Genomic DNA, 16,613 nt, shown 5'->3' on the forward strand with positions numbered 1-16,613 from the left:
GATTCTCCGGCACGACGAGTCGTTTCACTCCTCGTCGAACAACGTCTCGCCGTCGACCATGTTCTCTTCGAGGACGTCCATGTCGACGGTCACGCCGAGGCCGGGCTTCTCCGGCACCTCGATGTAACCGTCCTCGATGACGTCCTCCTCGACCAGGTCCTCCCACCAGCCGAGCTGGTAGCTGTGGTACTCGACGGCGAGCGAGTTCGGGATGGCCGTGCCGACGTGGGCGCTCGCCATCGTCGCGACCGGCGAGGCGACGTTGTGCATGGCGACCGGGACGTAGTAGGTGTCGGCCATGTCGGCGATCTTCCGCGTCTCGCGCATCCCGCCGACCTTCGGCATGTCGGGCGCGATGATGTCGACCGCCTGCTCCTCGAGGAGACGACGGTGGCCGTGCTTCCGGTAGACGTTCTCACCGGCGGCGACCGGTGTGGTGGGTGCCGACTGGGTGACCTCGCGCTGGACGTCGTGGTTCTCCGGCGGGACGGGGTCCTCGAGCCACCAGACGTCGTAGTCGGCGATGGCGGCGGCGAGTCGCTTCGCGCTGCCGCCGGAGAACGTCCAGTGGCAGTCGAAGGCGACGTCGGCCTTGTCCTTCACGCGCTCGGTGACGGCCTCGACGATCTCGGCCTTGTGGCGGATCTCGGAGTCCCGGAGGTGGCGGTTCGCGCGGTCCTTCTCGTGGCCCGAGGGGACGTCGAGGTCGAACTTCAGGGCGTCGTAACCGAGTTCGTCGACGACGCGCTCGGCCTCGTCGGCGCAGGCCTGCGGGTCGGCCTCGTCGGCCGTGTGGCAGTCACAGTAGACGCGTACCTTGTCGCGGTACTTCCCGCCGAGCAGCTGGTAGGCGGGGACGTCGAGAATCTTCCCCGCGGTGTCGTGCAGCGCGACCTCGATACCCGAGATGGCGGTGACGGTGACGCCCTGCAGCGAGCCCTCACCAGACATCTTCTGGACGAGATGCTCGAACAGGCGATCGATGTCCAGCGGGTTCTCGCCGATCAGGAACGGCTTCATCCGCTCGATGAGCTCGGGGACACCGGCACCCCAGTACGCCTCGCCGGTACCGACGACACCGGCATCGGTGTAGATCCGGACGAGCGTCCACGGGAAGTTCCCGTCGACCATCGTCGTCTGAACGTCTGTGATCTCGACGTCGCGACCGCCGCTGCGCTTCGCGGCGACGCCCATCGTCTCCGACGAGAGTTCTCGCATCGTATACTCCGCGTTCGGATCGTGGAGCTCTGCGTAGTTGCGGCTCATATGCGCTAATTTACTCGACGCAAAGTAAAACTTTGGAGACGGGCGAGTCAGGCGTTACCGCCCGAAGCTCACCCCAGCAAGAGTCGGAGGTTGTACACGGTGAAGAACGACCCGACGAACGTTAACAGTACCGGCGGGAGATAGTACAGCAGTCGGTCGGCGTCGTCCGCACCGAGGAGGCTGACGCCGATGCAGACGAGGAAGGCGACGAGCTTCAGTCCGACGAGCCCCGCCTGTCCGTAGGCGTCGACGACGGACGCCAACAGCGCGTTGCCCTCTGCGATGCGCGTACTGAACTGGATGATAGCGATAGTGGTGACGACGTCGCCGACGCCGTAGGTCGCGGTTGCGGCGAACCACAGTCGGGTGAACTCGCGTTCCTCGAACGGCGTCTCCTCCAGACTGAGACTCGTATCGACGTTCACGACCGCGATTCATGTCGATCGTACAAGTAGCTTCGGAGGGTGGTCGACGAGGTGGTCTCTCTGTGACGGTGCTGTTACCGCGTTAACTCCGGTGGCCGACCCTCGCGTCCGAGTTGGCGTTTCCGATTGACGTACCGGTGTACCGCCCCGGATCCGGTGAGTAGGACGCCCGGAACGAGCGCCACCACGAGTGGCGGAAGCGACGCGAACGGCGGGACACCTCCGATCGCCGCCCCCGCGAACAGCACGGAGAAGACACCCAAGAGGAGATAGTACGTGCTCCACGGGATGTCGTGTCCGCGGACGACTTCGAGGTACACTTGGAGGTCGCCGATGTCGGACGTCGGATGGATCGTTCCCGACCGCTTGTCGTACTCGACGAGCGCGTCGTCGTCCATCCGCGGCAGATGGACCTGCTGCAGCGAGTTGTACACCCGCCGACGTTCCTGGGAGTCGACGGCGCGGACCTCCTTGTCGTTCTCCCAGGCCGCGATCTGCGTCGAGAGGTTCCGAAGCTCCAGCGGCCCTCCCTCCTGCTGGAGCGCGTGGACGACGAACCGTCGACGCTGGTTGCTGAGCGTCTGAAACACCTCCCCCGTCGACACTCCCTCCTCGCTTCGCTTCCGTCTGACTGCCTCCCCTTCAGCCATACCTACATCTCTATCGCTCAACCATATTATACTTTCGACAGGAAAGACTGTCCAATTATTTGATTATACCCGAATAACGAGTCGTTACGGCGTGTTCTGGGAGGTCTTGTAACCGTCTCTGACCCCGATTGTGACGTCTCTGGGTCGAACTGTGTCTCCTCTGTTCGGTCTTGCATACCTTTCTGTCTGCTTATGATAATGGGGGTCTCGTTCCTTGGGTGTAGCAAGGCGTCGCGGACAACCGGGACGCACGAGAACCACAATGCAACGACGTAACCTGCTCAAGACGTTCGCTGGTATCGGCACCGCAAGTGCACTTGGATTCGGCGGCATCGCCGCGTTCTCACAGCGCGGCTCCGCACAACTCACGACGAACTTCGAGTCGAACGAAGTCTCGCTCTCGAACGACACTGGTGACCTCTCGAAGCTGTTCATCTCGCCTTCCTTCCGCGTGGAGTGGGACGGCTTCGACACTGCGGTCGGGAAAGTTCGCGTGCTCGTCGAGGCCCGCGCACGTGGCGCGGCCGGTGAGGCTGGCGAGTGGTCGCCGGTCTTCCGTGCGACGCCGTGGATCAACAACGACACCGAGGGGACCGTCACGGAGTCCGCACCGGGGACGGCTGGCTTCTACGACACCGGTTCGGACGGCTGGGGCCCCATCACGCTGTTCAACGACTTCGGTAAGCCCGACTACAGCACGGTTCCGAGTTCGGACAGCTACCTCAGCGGCACCAGTCTGGGCCAGGTCGACGAGGACAACGACAACGAGATCGTCGACGACCTCCCGGGCGCGGTCAACGGTTACTACGGCGCGACCGGTTCCTCGGACGTCTTCGACAACCAGGACGACGACAGCACGGCCCGCACGCGTGTCGACGTCCGCTACACCGTGACGCTTCACGCACCCAGCAACAGCAGCTCGTTCGACGGCTTCGGCCTCTCCGACGAAGACCGCGACGACTACAGCCCGCTCGTGATGTACGACGAGGGCAACTTTGACAGTCCTAAGACGTCCATTCCGTACGACGAACTCCAAGCAAACGCGAACCACCCCGCGATCTCCGTCTCCACTACCTCGTTCATCGTCGAGACGACGAACGAGGCGGCAGAAGTCGGTGTGCAGGGCGACACCAACGCCGGCGCATCTGGTGGCGGCAGCCCGCAGAACCTCCGCCTCGTCTGGTCTACGGGTAAGGACATGTGGCGTATCGACAACATGAACGCGGACGGCAGCATCCACTTCACGCTCGTCAGCGCAGACGACCCGCGTGACCGTGTTTCGGGCGTCGTCGAAGGCGGCCGCTACAGCTACCCGCACTCTGAAGTCGACAACGGTAACAACCCGAACCGAGGGCCGAACGGTGCCGGCAAGTACGTCGAACTTGACGCGAGTACGGCGAAGTTGGTGGTTGACGGCGAGCAAGTCGACGTCAGCGCCCGCGGGAACTGAGGATCGTTCGATGCCCACCAACGAGGACGGCAGGGGTGAACGCTGATGCGGCTTATGCCGCTACTGACGAAGCGAAACATCATCGGAGTTCTCGTAGCTGGAGCAGTCGTCCTCGGTACTGGTTTCGGGTACATCGTTCCGGTGTTCTCAGATACCGGTGTCACGCCGGGACCCGATCCCGCCGGTCAAGTTGGAATCAACGACGGGGATGGTTTGCCGGACGAACCGGACGATAGCTCGACGTCGTCCGGGAACGCGAACGCTGAGGATGGAGAAGACCCGCGACAGACCGAATCACCGTCCGAACCGACGTCGCCCCATCCGACAAGCGAAGCGCAGGACCGAAATGACTCGAGTCAGGACGGCGGCGGTCGTACCGGTGACGAAATCACCGGGGCCGATGGAAGCGCCACACCAGGCCTTGTCGTAACCGGTGAGACGAACGCGACTGCGGACTGACCGCTGCGATTTTTCAGCCGATCATCAGTCGAATGTTGTAGACTGTTGTAAAACAACCAGCCAGCGTCAACACGATTGGTGGTGCGTAATACCATAGCTTGTCTCCCGCCCGAGCAGCGTCTAAACACAGTGCTAGACACGCGAAGAACGCGAAAAGCTTCAATCCGACGAGACCCACCTGACCGAACTGTTCCACTGTCACCCTGAGTACCGGGTTTCCTTCGACAACTCTCTCACTGTACCTGATCAGTGCAATAGTAGTTACAGTGTCACCAACGCCGAACGCTCCCGTCGCGAGCAGCCACAGGCGCGTGAACTCTCTTTCGTGGAACCCTGTTTCGTCGAGCGAGAACATCCTATCTGTCATCACGACTGAATCCAACTACCAACATAAAGAATACGCACATCTGTCAATCTACTACCTACAAAGGCTGTGCAATGTCTCGTGACGGGTGGGTAGAACAGGCAGTCAGAACCTGCAAACTGGGGGAAAGACCGAGCTCATCGAAATCTCGCTGGAGTTCGGCTTCCGAAGTGATCGTACTCGCTCGACTGAGAGAAAGGCTCTGCAGCCGACACAGATACGCGAACCGAAGCAGCCAGAGGGCGTCGGCGACGTCCTCGCCGGTACGGATCTGCACGGAGACCCACGACGACCGGGGGTCGGTGCGGTGGCGGTCGGCGCGTCCCTCGGTCAACAGTTGGTCGCGGATCGCGGGGCTGAACGCGAGGTCGACGACGCCGACCTCGTGGACGACACCGAGCGTCGAACCCCCGACTCGCAGCTCGACACCGTCGTCGGAGTTGATCGTCTGGACGTCCGGCCAGTCGTCGACTCGGCGGACGACGTACTCGGGGAACTCTACGACCTTCGCACTGAACATCTTCCTTCTGTCCTCCCTCTCCGTTCGTAGAGGATACGCGCGTGAACACGATAATCGTGTCGTATGCTACCTCGGATCACGACCGTCGGACGCTCACGCACGTCCGGGTCGATCCGATCAGTCGTCGCCCGGGTCGGCCTGATCCGCCGTCGGTCCACCGTTCGTCGACCCGCTCGTCACGCCCCCCGTCGACACCGGACGTTCGTCCGCTCGGACGCCGTCTGGAACCCTCGGCGGTTCGTAGGTGACTAGACACTCGTCGGTGACGACGAAAAACGAGTCTCCGTCCGGCGACTCGACGACACCGGTGTTGGCGTCGATCGCGAAGTCGACGAGATCGGAGAGCGACTCGGCCTCCGCACGCGGACGTTCGAGCGTCTCCGGGGGGAGTCGGATCCGTGCCAACCACTCGGAGAACTCTCGCCGGTCGTCTAGATAGTTCAGGTACGCACGTTCCTCGTCGGTCAACGAGGCGACGCCTCGTCCTCGGGCGGCCACCACTGCTCCCAACGCCCCGAGCGAGACAACGAGGAGGAGCGGCGCACCGAGCGTGTAGAGCGGGCCGTACTCCTGTGGGACGACCACCGTCTCGGTCTGTTGGACTGTCTCCGGCGCTGCCGTCGACGGCGTGACCGTGTAGACACCGCCGTCGATCGACAGCGGTAGTCGTCGAGTGAACGTCAGACTGACCTGCTCTCCGTTCACTGTTCCTGCCAGTTCCACGTCGACGGCGACGTGTACGGACGTCTCTCCGGGTACGTCACCTAGCTGTTCCTCGATGCGCGTCAGCCGGCCGTCGACAGCGGAGACGTTGACGGCGAACGGGACGCTGACCGACTCGCCTGCCCGGAGGTCGGTCGCGCTCTCTTGTCCGAGCGGCTCCGTCACCCGCCAGTACGTCTCTCTCTCGTCGCCGGAGGCGTTGAAGACGAGTTTGCTGTCGAGTCCGACCGAGACGTTTCGTGCGTCGGCTGCGTCGTACGCGACCGAGTACGACCCGTCGAGTTCCGGCGAGGCACTGGTGAAGTAGGCCGAACGGTTCTCGAGTTCGGTCCCGGTCGAGAAGACGGGGTTCTCCCGCGTCACCGTCGCCGAGTGAGCGAACTCCCCGTCGACCGACGTCTGTCCGACGACCCGCTCTTCGGTCGTCGTCTCCGGTGCGACGTACGCGACGTACGACCCGTACGCTCCCACGACCGCGAGCACCACGAACAGCCCGACGAGTATCCCGAACCAGCGGTCGACGAGCGCCCTGAGACGGAGGCTCCTAGCAGTCATCTATCGAGCAAACTGTGTTCGGCTGCCAAATATCTGATGCACATGACAATTCGTCACCGGTAGAGTTTCCGGAGAGTTCGCCACAGCGTCGACCGACTGTGGCGACTCTCTCGTCGCCGGATCCTGATCCGGCCATCGTCGAGCAACAGCCCTCCGAGTCCGAACACGCCGACGACGAGGGTCGCGTCGACGACGACGACCGGGAGCCAGGGGTGGAGTTCGACGAGCGACTGGACGACCGGCAGCGGGAGCACCGCGAGATACCGGTGTTCGTGGACGTAGTTCCGGTAGTATCCCGTCTCGGGTGGAGCGTGCAGCGTCATGTCGGCGACGGATTCGTCTCTCCCTCCCACCCGAACCCAGCGCGGGGAGACGTCGACGTCGTCGCCGGGTGACTCCAGCTGGACGTACACCGGGACGAGCCCGGCGTTCGAGACGCGGTAGTCGACGGTCGACGACGTCCCCTGCTCGATGACGGTCGGGCGGTCGGACTCGAACTCGGCGCTGACGACGCCGAACTCCTGTGTCCCCGCCGGGACCGCCATCGCCGCGGTCGCGGAGATCACCAGCACGCTCGCCAGCCCGAGCAGCAGCAGTCGACTGGAGAGTCCGGTCCGTCCGCGACTGGTGTCCCGTTCGCGTCGTCGCCCACCGCTGTCGAGCGCCCAGTCGACGACGTAGCCGACGACGGACAGCGCGACCAGCAGGTAGGTCAGCCCTTGCGTGCCGAGTAGCGACCGCGTGCCGACCGTCGCCGCGATCCACCGCTGCGCCCCGGCGAGCGCACCCTGTATCGCCATCACGACCGTCCCCAACTCGGGGATCACGACGACGCTCTCCCCGACGGTCCACGCGACGGCGACGATCTGGGCGTCCCGAACGGGCGGCTCGCCGCCGTCCTGGTCGGTGAATGGGTTGGCGTCGCCCTGCGTAACGTACCCCTCCGGCGTCTCCTCGACGACGCGGTGAGTCGTCAGCCCGCCGCCGCCGACCTCCTCGGCGCGGAAGACGACGACGTCGCCGGCGTCGACCTCGCCGGCGACCGCCGAGGGGACGGCGACGAACCCGTCTCCCGGCTCCATCGTCGGCGCCATGCTGCCGGTCTCGACGAAACTCAGGAGGACGGGCTGGCCGAGGAGTTGGCCGACCAACAGGGAAGCGACTACGAGGAGGACGACGAGTTCGAGGGTTATCGTGAGAGCGCGTCGTGGCGTCATCGAGAGCGTCTATCCGAGTCGTGTCTGTCGACTAAAACGTGTCGACGAGAGAGATATTGACTATTCACTCATTGCCGTACATCTCGGAGTCTTCGGCGAAGGCGACTATCGTGATACTGGTGGAGTACGTCCCGATTTCGACACCGTGAGTGTCGATTCGCATTCCCAGCAACCGGTTGTCTCCAGGTCCGAGCACTGGAGTCGGGTTCGATTCGCTCAGCGCCTCGTCGTCCGCAGAGTGCGTGTCGAACACGACGACGTTCTCCATGGCACTCTCTCCGTATTCAGCGAACAGCCGAACGTCGTTCGTCCCCTGGTTTTCGACCGCAAACAGTTCGCTGAACTCGTAGACCGAGTCTTTGCCCAGTCCACCGCCGGGGTTCGAATCGCCGAAGTACGTCGGGTAGTCGCCATCGAAACGGAACTCCAGCAGTCCGTCGTCTCTGGTGACGTAGTCGTTGTTCACCGGCGTCAGCCGTAGATAGGCGTCGTCGTCGTTCTCGATGCTGACCGTCGCCGTGCGCTCGCTGTCGACGGTCGAGAACGCACCGGTTCCGATGACGCCACTCACTGCACTCAGGGTGAGCCCCGCCGCGACGAACTGTCTACGTCTCATGCTTGAACATCTCTGCTAATCAAATGTGTGTACGGGAAACTATCGTTCAGTTCCCACCAGAGATGTAGCTGACGGAGGGACCACTGTTATCGGGGAACGTGTAGTTGGGGACGACGTCTTTGAAGTACTCAGAGTCTGCGGCTGCCGCGTTCACGTCAATGTCTGCCTCGTAGATCGAGTTGATGTCGTCGGCCGGGATGTTGTAGAATCCGAGTGCGATCTCGGCGGTCTGACCGGGTGCCACGAACACACCCCACTGGCCAGGAGCACCGCTGGTACCTTGACCCGAACTCGTACCGTCACCGCCGTCCATACCTGCACCGTAGTTCTCCATGGACAGGTATGCAGTCACATAGCCAGCACTGAGCTGGTTGTTCAGCACGTTCAGGTTGAGCCAGACCAGCACGTCGTCGGTTCCCTGGTTCGTGACCTTGATCAGGTCCGTGAACTCGGTCGTCGCGTCACCGTTCAGACCGCTGCCCTCACCGTTCCCGTCGAGGTTGATCTCGAGCGTTCCGCTTGTCTCCTCGGTGTAGTCCGGGTCACCGGAGATTCCGAGGTACGCGTTACTGTCGCCCTTGACGTTCACCGACATTGCGCGTGATGCGCTTGCTGCGGAGAACGCACCCGTACCCATTGCAGCGGCCGAGCCGGCCGCGAGCGATCCAACACCTGCGAGGAACTTGCGTCGTTGCATTGTGGTTCTTGCCTCGTTGGTCGTGCGCCCCCTCCACTGCCGGGGAGCACCTACTCACCTCAAGAGGGGGAAGGGTGATTGTATTGACACGGCTGAACAGGGTTCAGGGAGACGCTGTAACGACCGTCGCCTCGGATGGCTGTCTCTGAGACCGGATGGCCTCGCCTGAAGTCGACGCTCGCCGTCCGCGTTCGCGGGTGTGACGGCGTAAGAACCGCCTAAACGGGATAACCACTGCTTTCTGCGCCGAGCGATCGCCGTCTCGCCGCCAATATAATAAGGTATCTGGTACTTCTGAATTCTATGTACGATTAGATTGGAAGAACATTTGAAAATGTTATGTGAGAGACAGCCGAAAACACGGGTACGTGACGGAGATCGATATTCCTAGACGAACGGTCTCCGCTTCGAGGTTCGACTGTCGGAGTGCGAACGTTTATTAGCTATAATTGATAGAACTGTGTAACGTGTCGACGACATCACAGCAGTCGAGGGAGTCCGATGCGTCGCCGGAGGTCGGGGAGGACGAGCTGTTCGAGGTGCTCTCGAACAGGCGTCGGCGGTACGCGGTCCACGCGCTGAAGAGCGGCGAGTCGCCGACCGAGCTGGGGACGCTCGCCGAGCGCGTCGCCGCCTGGGAGTACGACGTCGACCTCGAGGAGGTGAACCACAGCCAGCGCAAGCGCGTCTACACCGCGCTCCAGCAGTCGCACCTGCCGAAGATGGACGACGCGGGGGTCGTCGACTTCGACAAGCGTCGCGGCGTGGTCGAACCGACCGAGACGCTCTCGGACGTCGAAGTCTACATGGAGGTCGTCAGCGGGTCGGAAATCCCGTGGAGCGAGTACTACCTCGGCTTGTCGGCGGTCAGTGCCGCGCTACTGGCTGCCTCGAGCGTGGACGCCTGGCCGTTGACGCTGCTCCCGGACCTGACGTGGTCGATCTTCGTCGTCGTCGCCTTCACCGTCTCCGCGCTCACACACCGATACTACTCCCGGACTCTCGGATCGGGCGACGGTCCGCCGGAGGTCACACGATAGATGTCGTCGCTCAAACTCCTCTCGCTGGCGCTCGCCGTCCTCGCGGTCGTCTCCGTCACCGTCGGGACGACCGGGTTCGCGTCGGTCGACGCCCAGCGCGACGTCGACGTCGCCGTCGTCGACGACGACGAGTCCTACGTCGGCGTCGCCGTCTGTCCGGTCCCCGCCGGAGCGAGCGGGTCGGGCACACCGAACGAGGCCAGTGAGAACGCACCCTCCGGGGCCGGCAACGCTCCCGTCGGGGCCGGTGGTGACTCTGCCGGGGACGAGTCCGAACGACCCACGGCGGACGGCGCCGCTCCCGACGGTTCGGCGGTCAACGTCCGCGTGACGAACCAGTACACCGCGGAGTTCGACGTCTCCATCCGGAGTTCGGACGCTCCCCGCGACGACCCGGGTCGCGACGGGCCGGTCTCCGTCGGTGACTCGCGGGTGTTCCACGTCGCCTTCGCGACACCCGCCGAGTCCGTGACCGTGGAGGTCGTCGCCGCCGGGTTCGAGGCGGCCGTCACCCGAGACGTGGTCCCGAGCACAGGCTGTTCGCTCGGCGTCGAGTCCCAATAGAGACCAGTAGCGACGACCGAGTGAGACCGCCAGCGACTCCGTTGAGCTCCCTCGTGACGTCACCGAGACCCGTCCGTCCGCTCGACGCTCAGCCGAGTTTCGCGAGCAGGTTGAGCACGTAGATCGTCCGGAGCATCTCGGCGGACTTCCCGCGGTCGAAGACGAGTTCGTCGGTGTCCATCACGTGGTCGAGCACGTCCCGCGAGGCGTGGTCCGGAGCGGCGGCGATGCCGTAGTCGTGTTCCGCGGCCCACTCCATCACCCGCAGGTCGGACTTGCTGTCGCCCATGACGGCGACGAACGGGTCCTCGACGTCGAGGACGTCGAGTGCGGCCTCGACGCCGGCGACCTTGTTGAGTTCGAGCGACCCGATCTCGGCCGCGTCGGCGTGGTAGTAGGCGACGTCGATGCGGTCGAACAGCGCCCGGACCTCGTCGGGGACGTCCGCGACGTCGGCCTCGGCGACCTCGCCCTCCGACTCCAGCACCTCGCGGATCTCCGGGTCGGCGTCGGCGTAGTACGCCCGCGCCCACTCCCGGGCGTCGTCGGCGTCGACGTCGCCGTTTGCGGTGTCGACGCCGGCGAGCGCCTCCGCAAGGAGGTCGACGAGGTAGACGAGACCCTCGTCGATGACCGTCTCGGCCTTCGACGAACCGATGTCGAAGTTCGGTTTGAGCGTGATGTTGAACTCGTTGCCCTGCAGGTGGACACCTCGTCGCAGGTCGTCTGGAGCGTCGGGTAACACTCGCGAGCGGATCTCGTCGAACACGTCGCGGATCTCGACGTCCAGCTCCTCGTAGAGCAACTGCTTGGTCTGCGAGCCGTGTCCGGGCGTGAACACGCCCGTCCCGGCCTCGTAGACGATGCTCACGTCGCCAGAATGAACCAGTTCGTTGCCGAGCCCCTGAATGGCGAACCCCTTGACGTTCTCCAGCGTCTGCCCGGTACAGATGACGATGGGGACGCCGCGTTCGTGGAACTCGGTGAGCACGTGCAGCGTCTCTCGGGGGATCTCGTTGTCGGTGCTCCCCGCCGACCGGAGAGTCTCGTCGACGTCGAGCACGAGCGCGTTGACCGCGCGGCCGTACTTCGAGTAGAGATCCTGTGCTCGAAACGCCTGTTCGCGGTTGGCTCGCGCGGCGACCTCGGCGAAGGTGCCGCCCGTCGCGAACGCCCCTCGGATCTCGTCTTTTCGCGCCTCGAGTTCGTCGCTCGCGTCCTGCCAGTGGTCGAGTGCGACCCGCGAGTCGACCGGCGGGAAGACGTCCACGAAGTCCTGGTACTCCCGGAGCGTCTGGGTGTCGAACTCGTCGTACAGTCGGTAGAGAAGGTCGTACCGCTCCATAGCCGAGAAGGACGGTGCGGCGGGATAAACCCGACGGGGAGCGCAATTTGTGGCGACTCACTCACGTCGGAGCAGCGAGTCGAACGCGTCGCCCGCGAGTCCAGGCCCCTGCGGAACCGAGACGGAGCCGTCGACGACGGGGCAGGGGTCGTCCGCGAGGTCGGCGGCGAGCAGGTCGGCCGTCGCCAGTCCACACGCGGGGACGTCCGGTACTGCGGCGGCGACGTGAACTGCGGCGGTACGAGCGACGACGGCGTCGACGGTCGTAGTGACGACGGGGGTGACGCCCTGCGACCGGAGGTGACGGGCGAGTGCGACCGTCGCCCGCGGCCCGTCCTGTGCCATCGGCTTCAGCACCGCGACGTCGGCGTAGTCGTCGAGCGAGCGGGGTGACTCGCCCACACGGTTGACCGACTCGTCGAGGGCGACGTCGACGCCGCGGCCGCGGAGGTCGGCGTGGCCCGCTAGGTCGTCGGCCGCCAGCGGCTGTTCGACGTACGCGAAGTCGAGCGTCGCCAGCACGTCGACGACTCGGTCGGCCTCCTCGCGCGTCCACGCCCCGTTCGCGTCGGCCCGGAGCGTCACCTCGTCGCCGACGGTCTCGCGGACGGCACGGAGTCGGTCGAGGTCGGCGTCGACGTCGCGCGCGCCGACCTTCAGCTTGAGACAGTCGAAACCGTCGGCGACAGCCTCCTCGGCGGCCGTGACGGTCTCTTCGACCGATCCGTCGCCGACGGTCCCGTTGACGGGGACGGTCTCGGCGGCGTCGTCGGCACCCGTGGTCGAGAGGTACTCGGCAAGCGGGACGTCGGCCGCCCGTGCCGCCGCGTCGGTCGCCGCGAGCGTGACGCCGTGGCGGGCGGCCGGGCCGAGACCGTCGAGCAGGCCGTCGCTGTCGCCCGTAGGCTCTTCGTCTCCGTCACTACCCTCGTCTCCCTCCTCCCGCTCGGATAGCGCTCGGAGCGATGCGGCACAGTCGTCGTAGGACTCGGTCCACGGCGTGAGCGGCGCGGCTTCGCCGACGCCGCGGACGGGACTACCGTCGGCGCGCTCGCGTCCGACGCCGACGAGCAGGCCGCGACGTTCGGTGATCTCACCCTTCGCGGTTCCGAGGGGTGTCCGGAGGTCGAGTGCGAACTCCCGGAGGTCGAGTGCGTCCATTCAGACCCCCATCCCGACGGCGAACAGCAGCGCGTGGAGCGCGAGCAGTTGCCCGGTCTGTTCGAGTGCGGGGTTGAGCGCCTCGCCGTCGGTCCGGGTAGCGACCGTCTTCGCGACCTTCGCCGCGAGTGGGAGCGACAGGAACGGCAGGAGCACCGTCCAGTCGAACTGGTCGCTCACCCAGAAGTACAGCGGGACGGCGTAGGCGAGCGCGAGCAGACCTACGTACTGGACGCGACTGAAGGTGTACCCGAAGCGCACCGCGAGCGTGCGCTTGCCGGTCTTGGTGTCTTCCTCCTTGTCGCGGACGTTGTTGACGACGAGGATGTTCGTCGACAGCGCGGCGACGGGGAGACTGGCGACGACCGCGACGAGCGGGAGCGTCTCCGGCGGGACGCCGACCGGGAACGGGTCGGCGAGCACCGAGGCGGCCTGCACGTAGTAGGTTCCGGCGACGGCGACGACGCCGAAGAAGACGAAGACGAACAGGTCGCCGAGCCCGTGGTAGCCAAGCGGGTACGGGCCGCCGGTGTAGGCGATGCCGCTGGCGACGGACAGGAGCCCGATCACGAGGATCGGGACGCCGCCGACGTAGACCAGGTAGCTCCCCACGACGATGGCCGCGAGGAAGGTGAGATACATCGCCTGCTTCACCTCGTTCGCCTCGATGAGCCCCGAGGAGGTGACGCGGGTGAACCCCTGTCGATCCTCGGTGTCGGCACCCTGTACGGCGTCGTAGTAGTCGTTCGCGAAGTTCGTACCCACCTGGATCAGCGCCGCGCCGACGAACGCCGCCAGTGCCGGCAGGAAGGCGAACACGTCGTCGTGGAGCGCCAGTCCGACGCCGACGACGACGGGTGCGGCGGCCGCCGGCAACGTCTGCGGGCGGGCGGCCATCACCCACGCCTTCGTCCGGGAGATCTCCTGCGTACTCATTACCCGACAGTCGGGGCGGCGTCGCTGTCAAGGTTCGGTTATCCGCCGGGAGCGGTCAGGTCCTGGTCGTCGCGTCCAGCCCGAATCGTCCAATCGCCCCGGAAGCTACTCGTGTCGACGGTTCGACCACTCACGTATGCCACAGTGGGAGTACAAGATCGTCAGTCTGGAGCGCGGCGGGCTGTTCGGTGCCAGCGAAGGCGTGTCCGAGGAACTGCTGAATCGACTCGGCGACGACGGCTGGGAGTTGGCGGCGTCGCTCACGGGGTCAGAGACGGGACTCGGCGGGCGACCCAAGAGTCGGACGAGTGCGCTCGTGTTCAAGCGACCGAAGGAGTGAATTGCGGGGGCGGGCGGTTTCCAAGGTTGTTGTACCGCGCCGAGCGAGCGTTAGCGAGCGAGGTGCGGGGCGGTCTTTTTGCTCGAGCTTTTTCAAGGAGTGGTGCCCGCAGCGCACCGAAGGTGCGCGAGGACACCCGACGTCTCCGAAAATCGAAGATTTTCGAGAAGCACGAACGGCTCCGCCGTTCGTTTTCTCAGAAAAAGGTCGGTTAGTAGTGCCAGGGGAATTTGTCGAATTCCGGCTCTCGCTTCTCCATGAAGGCGTCCCGACCCTCCTGAGCCTCCTCGGTCATGTAGCCCAGTCGCGTCGCTTCGCCGGCGAACACCTGCTGGCCGACCATCCCGTCGTCGATGGCGTTGAACGAGTACTTCAACATCCGCATCGCCATCGGCGACTTCGAGGTCATCTCGTCGGCCCACTCCAGGGCGACCTCCTCCAGTTCCTCGTGCGGAATCGCCTCGTTGGCCATCCCCATGTCGACGGCCTCCTCCGCCGAGTAGGTCTTCCCCCGGAAGAAGATCTCCCGGGCCTTCTTCTGGCCGACCTGCCGAGCGAGGTAGGCGCTCCCGAACCCGCCGTCGAAGGAGGCGACGTCGGGGTCGGTCTGGAGGAACTTCGCGTGTTCCTCGGAGGCGAGCGTCAGGTCGCAGACGACGTGTAGCGAGTGGCCGCCGCCGACGGCCCACCCGGGGACGACGGCGACGACGGGTTTCGGCATGAACCGGATCAGGCGCTGGACTTCGAGGATGTGGAGACGCCCCGCTTTGGCCTCGCGGACCGCGGGGTCGTCGTCTTCGCTCGCCTCGTCGTCGTCGCGGTACTCGTACCCCGACCCGCCGCGCACGGACTGGTCGCCGCCGGAACAGAACGCCCACCCACCGTCCTCCTCCGAGGGGCCGTTGCCGGTGAGGAGCACGCAGCCGACGTTCGCCTGCTTGCGGGCGTGATCCAGCGCCGTGTAGAGTTCGTCGACCGTCCCCGGTCGGAAGGCGTTGCGCACCTCCGGGCGGTCGAAGGCGATGCGAACCGCGGCGGTGTCGACCGCGCGGTGGTAGGTGACGTCGTCGAAGTCGAAGGCGTCGACCGCCTCCCAGCGGTCGGGGTCGAAGAGGTCCGAGACCATGCTCGAAGGCGGGGCCGGAGCGCGCAAAAAGATTCCCGTCGGTCGGTTCGGTGACCCTCTGTCGCCGACGCCGACGACGGTGCGAGAGGCCTCGGAGACGGACGCTCACCCGTGTCTGAGGTGCCCCAGCGCACTCGCGAGGTACGGGAAGCCGACGACGGCGACGACGGCGACGAGGGCGGCGACGAGACTCGGGCCGAGGATCGGCTGTTCGACCCACGAGAAGCCGACGACCGGGTCGGCGAACAGTAGTCCGCCGAGCGCCAGTCCGGCCGCGAGTGCGACGTTGTAGACGACGAGTCGGACGAGGACGAGAAGCGGCGTCATCCCCGGCCACGGGATGCCGAGCGGGCGGTGACGCTGGACAGCGACGCCCAAGACCAGCGAGCAGAGTGCAGCGAGCAGGACGAACGTCACCTCGACGTCGCCGGTGAGAAACACCACGGCGAGTATCGGAATCGCGAACACGAGCACCTCCGCGGTCGCGTCGAACGCGTTTTGAAGCCACTTGCTGAGGCTGCTTTCTTCCTCGCGCGGCCGGAGCTGTCGCTGTTCGGTCGAGAGGTCCGTCCCGCGGTTCGGCGGCATGGTCCCTCGTTGTGCGCTCTGGCACATAAACGCTCGTCGTTCGCCGTGTTAATCGTCCAACAGCGGTCCGGTCGGACTCGTCAGCCACGCCGTCACGTAGAGCAGGAACACGGCAACGAACCCGAGGAGAATCTGCCCGGCGATGACGAGCGCGTACCCCAGGATGAGCACGGAGAGGACGACGACGACGATGGTTCGTTTTCGGCCGAGCGAGGCAGGATATCCGTAGTGTGTGAGCATCGAGTGACCGTAAGCGACTGTGAAGATAGCCACCACGGCCAACAGACCGAGCAGTATCTGCCCGGCGATGAGAAACGAGTACGCGAGTACGACGACCGACAGTCCAGACGCCAGTGCGAGTCGTCGATTTCCCAGCGGTGGGATGGCGTCGGACTCACGGGCGTACGCGACGAGCCACGACACCAGAAAGACGAGCGTCGTGGCGACGACTCCGAGCAGGATACTCCCGGCGATGACGACGGCGTACGCGAGGACGGACGTCATCAGCAGGGCCGTGACGACTTTCCAAGCTGTGGAGGGCATCGTCGAGGGAGTCGACGCAGCCCGGCAA

Annotated in this window: 19 protein-coding genes; 4 read left to right on the plus strand and 15 right to left on the minus strand. The window is 65.0% G+C overall.

Features of this window, described 5'->3' with window-relative positions; all coding sequences use genetic code 11:
- Positions 1–24: 24 nt before the first annotated feature.
- From EOHIBHHM_RS17045 to EOHIBHHM_RS17055, 3 genes are all read right to left on the minus strand, one after another.
- Positions 25–1,266, minus strand: a complete 1,242-nt coding sequence (locus tag EOHIBHHM_RS17045; RefSeq protein WP_497252701.1) for a mandelate racemase/muconate lactonizing enzyme family protein — start codon at positions 1,264–1,266, stop codon at positions 25–27.
- Positions 1,267–1,334: 68 nt separating this feature from the next.
- On the minus strand, positions 1,335–1,691 hold the full coding sequence (locus EOHIBHHM_RS17050; RefSeq protein WP_497252703.1) for a DUF5658 family protein: 357 nt from the start codon (positions 1,689–1,691) through the stop codon (positions 1,335–1,337).
- A 74-nt stretch (positions 1,692–1,765) separates the two neighbouring features.
- Positions 1,766–2,341, minus strand: a complete 576-nt coding sequence (locus EOHIBHHM_RS17055) for a DUF7344 domain-containing protein (RefSeq protein ID WP_497252705.1) — start codon at positions 2,339–2,341, stop codon at positions 1,766–1,768.
- 262 nt (positions 2,342–2,603) lie between these two features.
- On the opposite strand from EOHIBHHM_RS17055, the gene EOHIBHHM_RS17060 reads away from it, so the two are divergent.
- A complete protein-coding gene (locus EOHIBHHM_RS17060; RefSeq protein WP_497252707.1) occupies positions 2,604–3,791 on the plus strand; it encodes a hypothetical protein in 1,188 nt (395 codons plus the stop codon).
- 472 nt (positions 3,792–4,263) lie between these two features.
- Here EOHIBHHM_RS17060 and EOHIBHHM_RS17065 read toward each other — a convergent pair whose 3' ends face one another.
- From EOHIBHHM_RS17065 to EOHIBHHM_RS17090, 6 genes are all read right to left on the minus strand, one after another.
- Positions 4,264–4,617 (minus strand): DUF5658 family protein, encoded by a 354-nt coding sequence (locus EOHIBHHM_RS17065; protein WP_497252709.1) that lies wholly within the window; start codon positions 4,615–4,617, stop codon positions 4,264–4,266.
- A gap of 55 nt (positions 4,618–4,672) precedes the next feature.
- Positions 4,673–5,134: a luciferase domain-containing protein gene (locus tag EOHIBHHM_RS17070; protein ID WP_497252711.1), complete on the minus strand. Its 462-nt coding sequence runs from the start codon at positions 5,132–5,134 to the stop codon at positions 4,673–4,675.
- A 117-nt stretch (positions 5,135–5,251) separates the two neighbouring features.
- Entirely contained in the window at positions 5,252–6,412 is a 1,161-nt protein-coding gene (locus EOHIBHHM_RS17075; RefSeq protein ID WP_497252713.1) for a DUF5305 domain-containing protein, read from the minus strand.
- A gap of 53 nt (positions 6,413–6,465) precedes the next feature.
- The gene (locus EOHIBHHM_RS17080) at positions 6,466–7,629 is read right to left on the minus strand and encodes a signal peptidase I (protein ID WP_497252715.1); all 1,164 of its coding nucleotides are present in this window, start codon (positions 7,627–7,629) and stop codon (positions 6,466–6,468) included.
- 64 nt (positions 7,630–7,693) lie between these two features.
- Positions 7,694–8,245 (minus strand): DUF1102 domain-containing protein, encoded by a 552-nt coding sequence (locus tag EOHIBHHM_RS17085; protein WP_497252717.1) that lies wholly within the window; start codon positions 8,243–8,245, stop codon positions 7,694–7,696.
- Positions 8,246–8,291: 46 nt separating this feature from the next.
- Positions 8,292–8,942 (minus strand): hypothetical protein, encoded by a 651-nt coding sequence (locus tag EOHIBHHM_RS17090; protein ID WP_497252719.1) that lies wholly within the window; start codon positions 8,940–8,942, stop codon positions 8,292–8,294.
- Positions 8,943–9,409: 467 nt separating this feature from the next.
- Here EOHIBHHM_RS17090 and EOHIBHHM_RS17095 point away from each other — a divergent pair, with 467 nt between their 5' ends.
- Together EOHIBHHM_RS17095 and EOHIBHHM_RS17100 are read left to right on the plus strand one after the other, a co-directional pair.
- Positions 9,410–9,982, plus strand: coding sequence for a DUF7344 domain-containing protein (locus EOHIBHHM_RS17095; protein WP_497252721.1), 573 nt, complete (start codon positions 9,410–9,412; stop codon positions 9,980–9,982).
- The gene (locus EOHIBHHM_RS17100; RefSeq protein WP_497252723.1) at positions 9,983–10,546 is read left to right on the plus strand and encodes a hypothetical protein; all 564 of its coding nucleotides are present in this window, start codon (positions 9,983–9,985) and stop codon (positions 10,544–10,546) included. It begins immediately after the preceding gene.
- Between the two features lie 88 nt (positions 10,547–10,634).
- Here EOHIBHHM_RS17100 and EOHIBHHM_RS17105 read toward each other — a convergent pair whose 3' ends face one another.
- The 3 genes from EOHIBHHM_RS17105 to EOHIBHHM_RS17115 are packed head-to-tail and all read right to left on the minus strand — an operon-like array spanning position 10,635 to position 13,988.
- Complete coding sequence (locus tag EOHIBHHM_RS17105; protein ID WP_497252725.1) at positions 10,635–11,891, minus strand: HAD family hydrolase; 1,257 nt, start codon at positions 11,889–11,891, stop codon at positions 10,635–10,637.
- Positions 11,892–11,948: 57 nt separating this feature from the next.
- The gene (locus EOHIBHHM_RS17110; RefSeq protein WP_497252727.1) at positions 11,949–13,052 is read right to left on the minus strand and encodes an enolase C-terminal domain-like protein; all 1,104 of its coding nucleotides are present in this window, start codon (positions 13,050–13,052) and stop codon (positions 11,949–11,951) included.
- Positions 13,053–13,988, minus strand: coding sequence for a 1,4-dihydroxy-2-naphthoate polyprenyltransferase (locus EOHIBHHM_RS17115; RefSeq protein WP_497252729.1), 936 nt, complete (start codon positions 13,986–13,988; stop codon positions 13,053–13,055). It abuts the gene before it with no gap.
- A 136-nt stretch (positions 13,989–14,124) separates the two neighbouring features.
- Between EOHIBHHM_RS17115 and EOHIBHHM_RS17120 the strand changes: the two genes are divergently transcribed.
- Complete coding sequence (locus tag EOHIBHHM_RS17120; protein WP_497252731.1) at positions 14,125–14,328, plus strand: DUF4177 domain-containing protein; 204 nt, start codon at positions 14,125–14,127, stop codon at positions 14,326–14,328.
- Between the two features lie 211 nt (positions 14,329–14,539).
- Here EOHIBHHM_RS17120 and EOHIBHHM_RS17125 read toward each other — a convergent pair whose 3' ends face one another.
- The 3 genes from EOHIBHHM_RS17125 to EOHIBHHM_RS17135 form a co-directional block, all read right to left on the minus strand.
- Positions 14,540–15,454 carry a 1,4-dihydroxy-2-naphthoyl-CoA synthase gene (locus EOHIBHHM_RS17125; RefSeq protein WP_497252733.1) on the minus strand — a complete coding sequence of 305 codons (915 nt, stop codon included), beginning with the start codon at positions 15,452–15,454 and terminating at the stop codon, positions 14,540–14,542.
- A gap of 105 nt (positions 15,455–15,559) precedes the next feature.
- The gene (locus EOHIBHHM_RS17130; RefSeq protein ID WP_497252735.1) at positions 15,560–16,042 is read right to left on the minus strand and encodes a DUF8215 family protein; all 483 of its coding nucleotides are present in this window, start codon (positions 16,040–16,042) and stop codon (positions 15,560–15,562) included.
- A gap of 48 nt (positions 16,043–16,090) precedes the next feature.
- Complete coding sequence (locus tag EOHIBHHM_RS17135; protein ID WP_497252737.1) at positions 16,091–16,585, minus strand: hypothetical protein; 495 nt, start codon at positions 16,583–16,585, stop codon at positions 16,091–16,093.
- Between the last annotated feature and the right edge of the window lie 28 nt (positions 16,586–16,613).

It is taken from the genome of Halogranum roseipondis, from assembly GCF_059695585.1.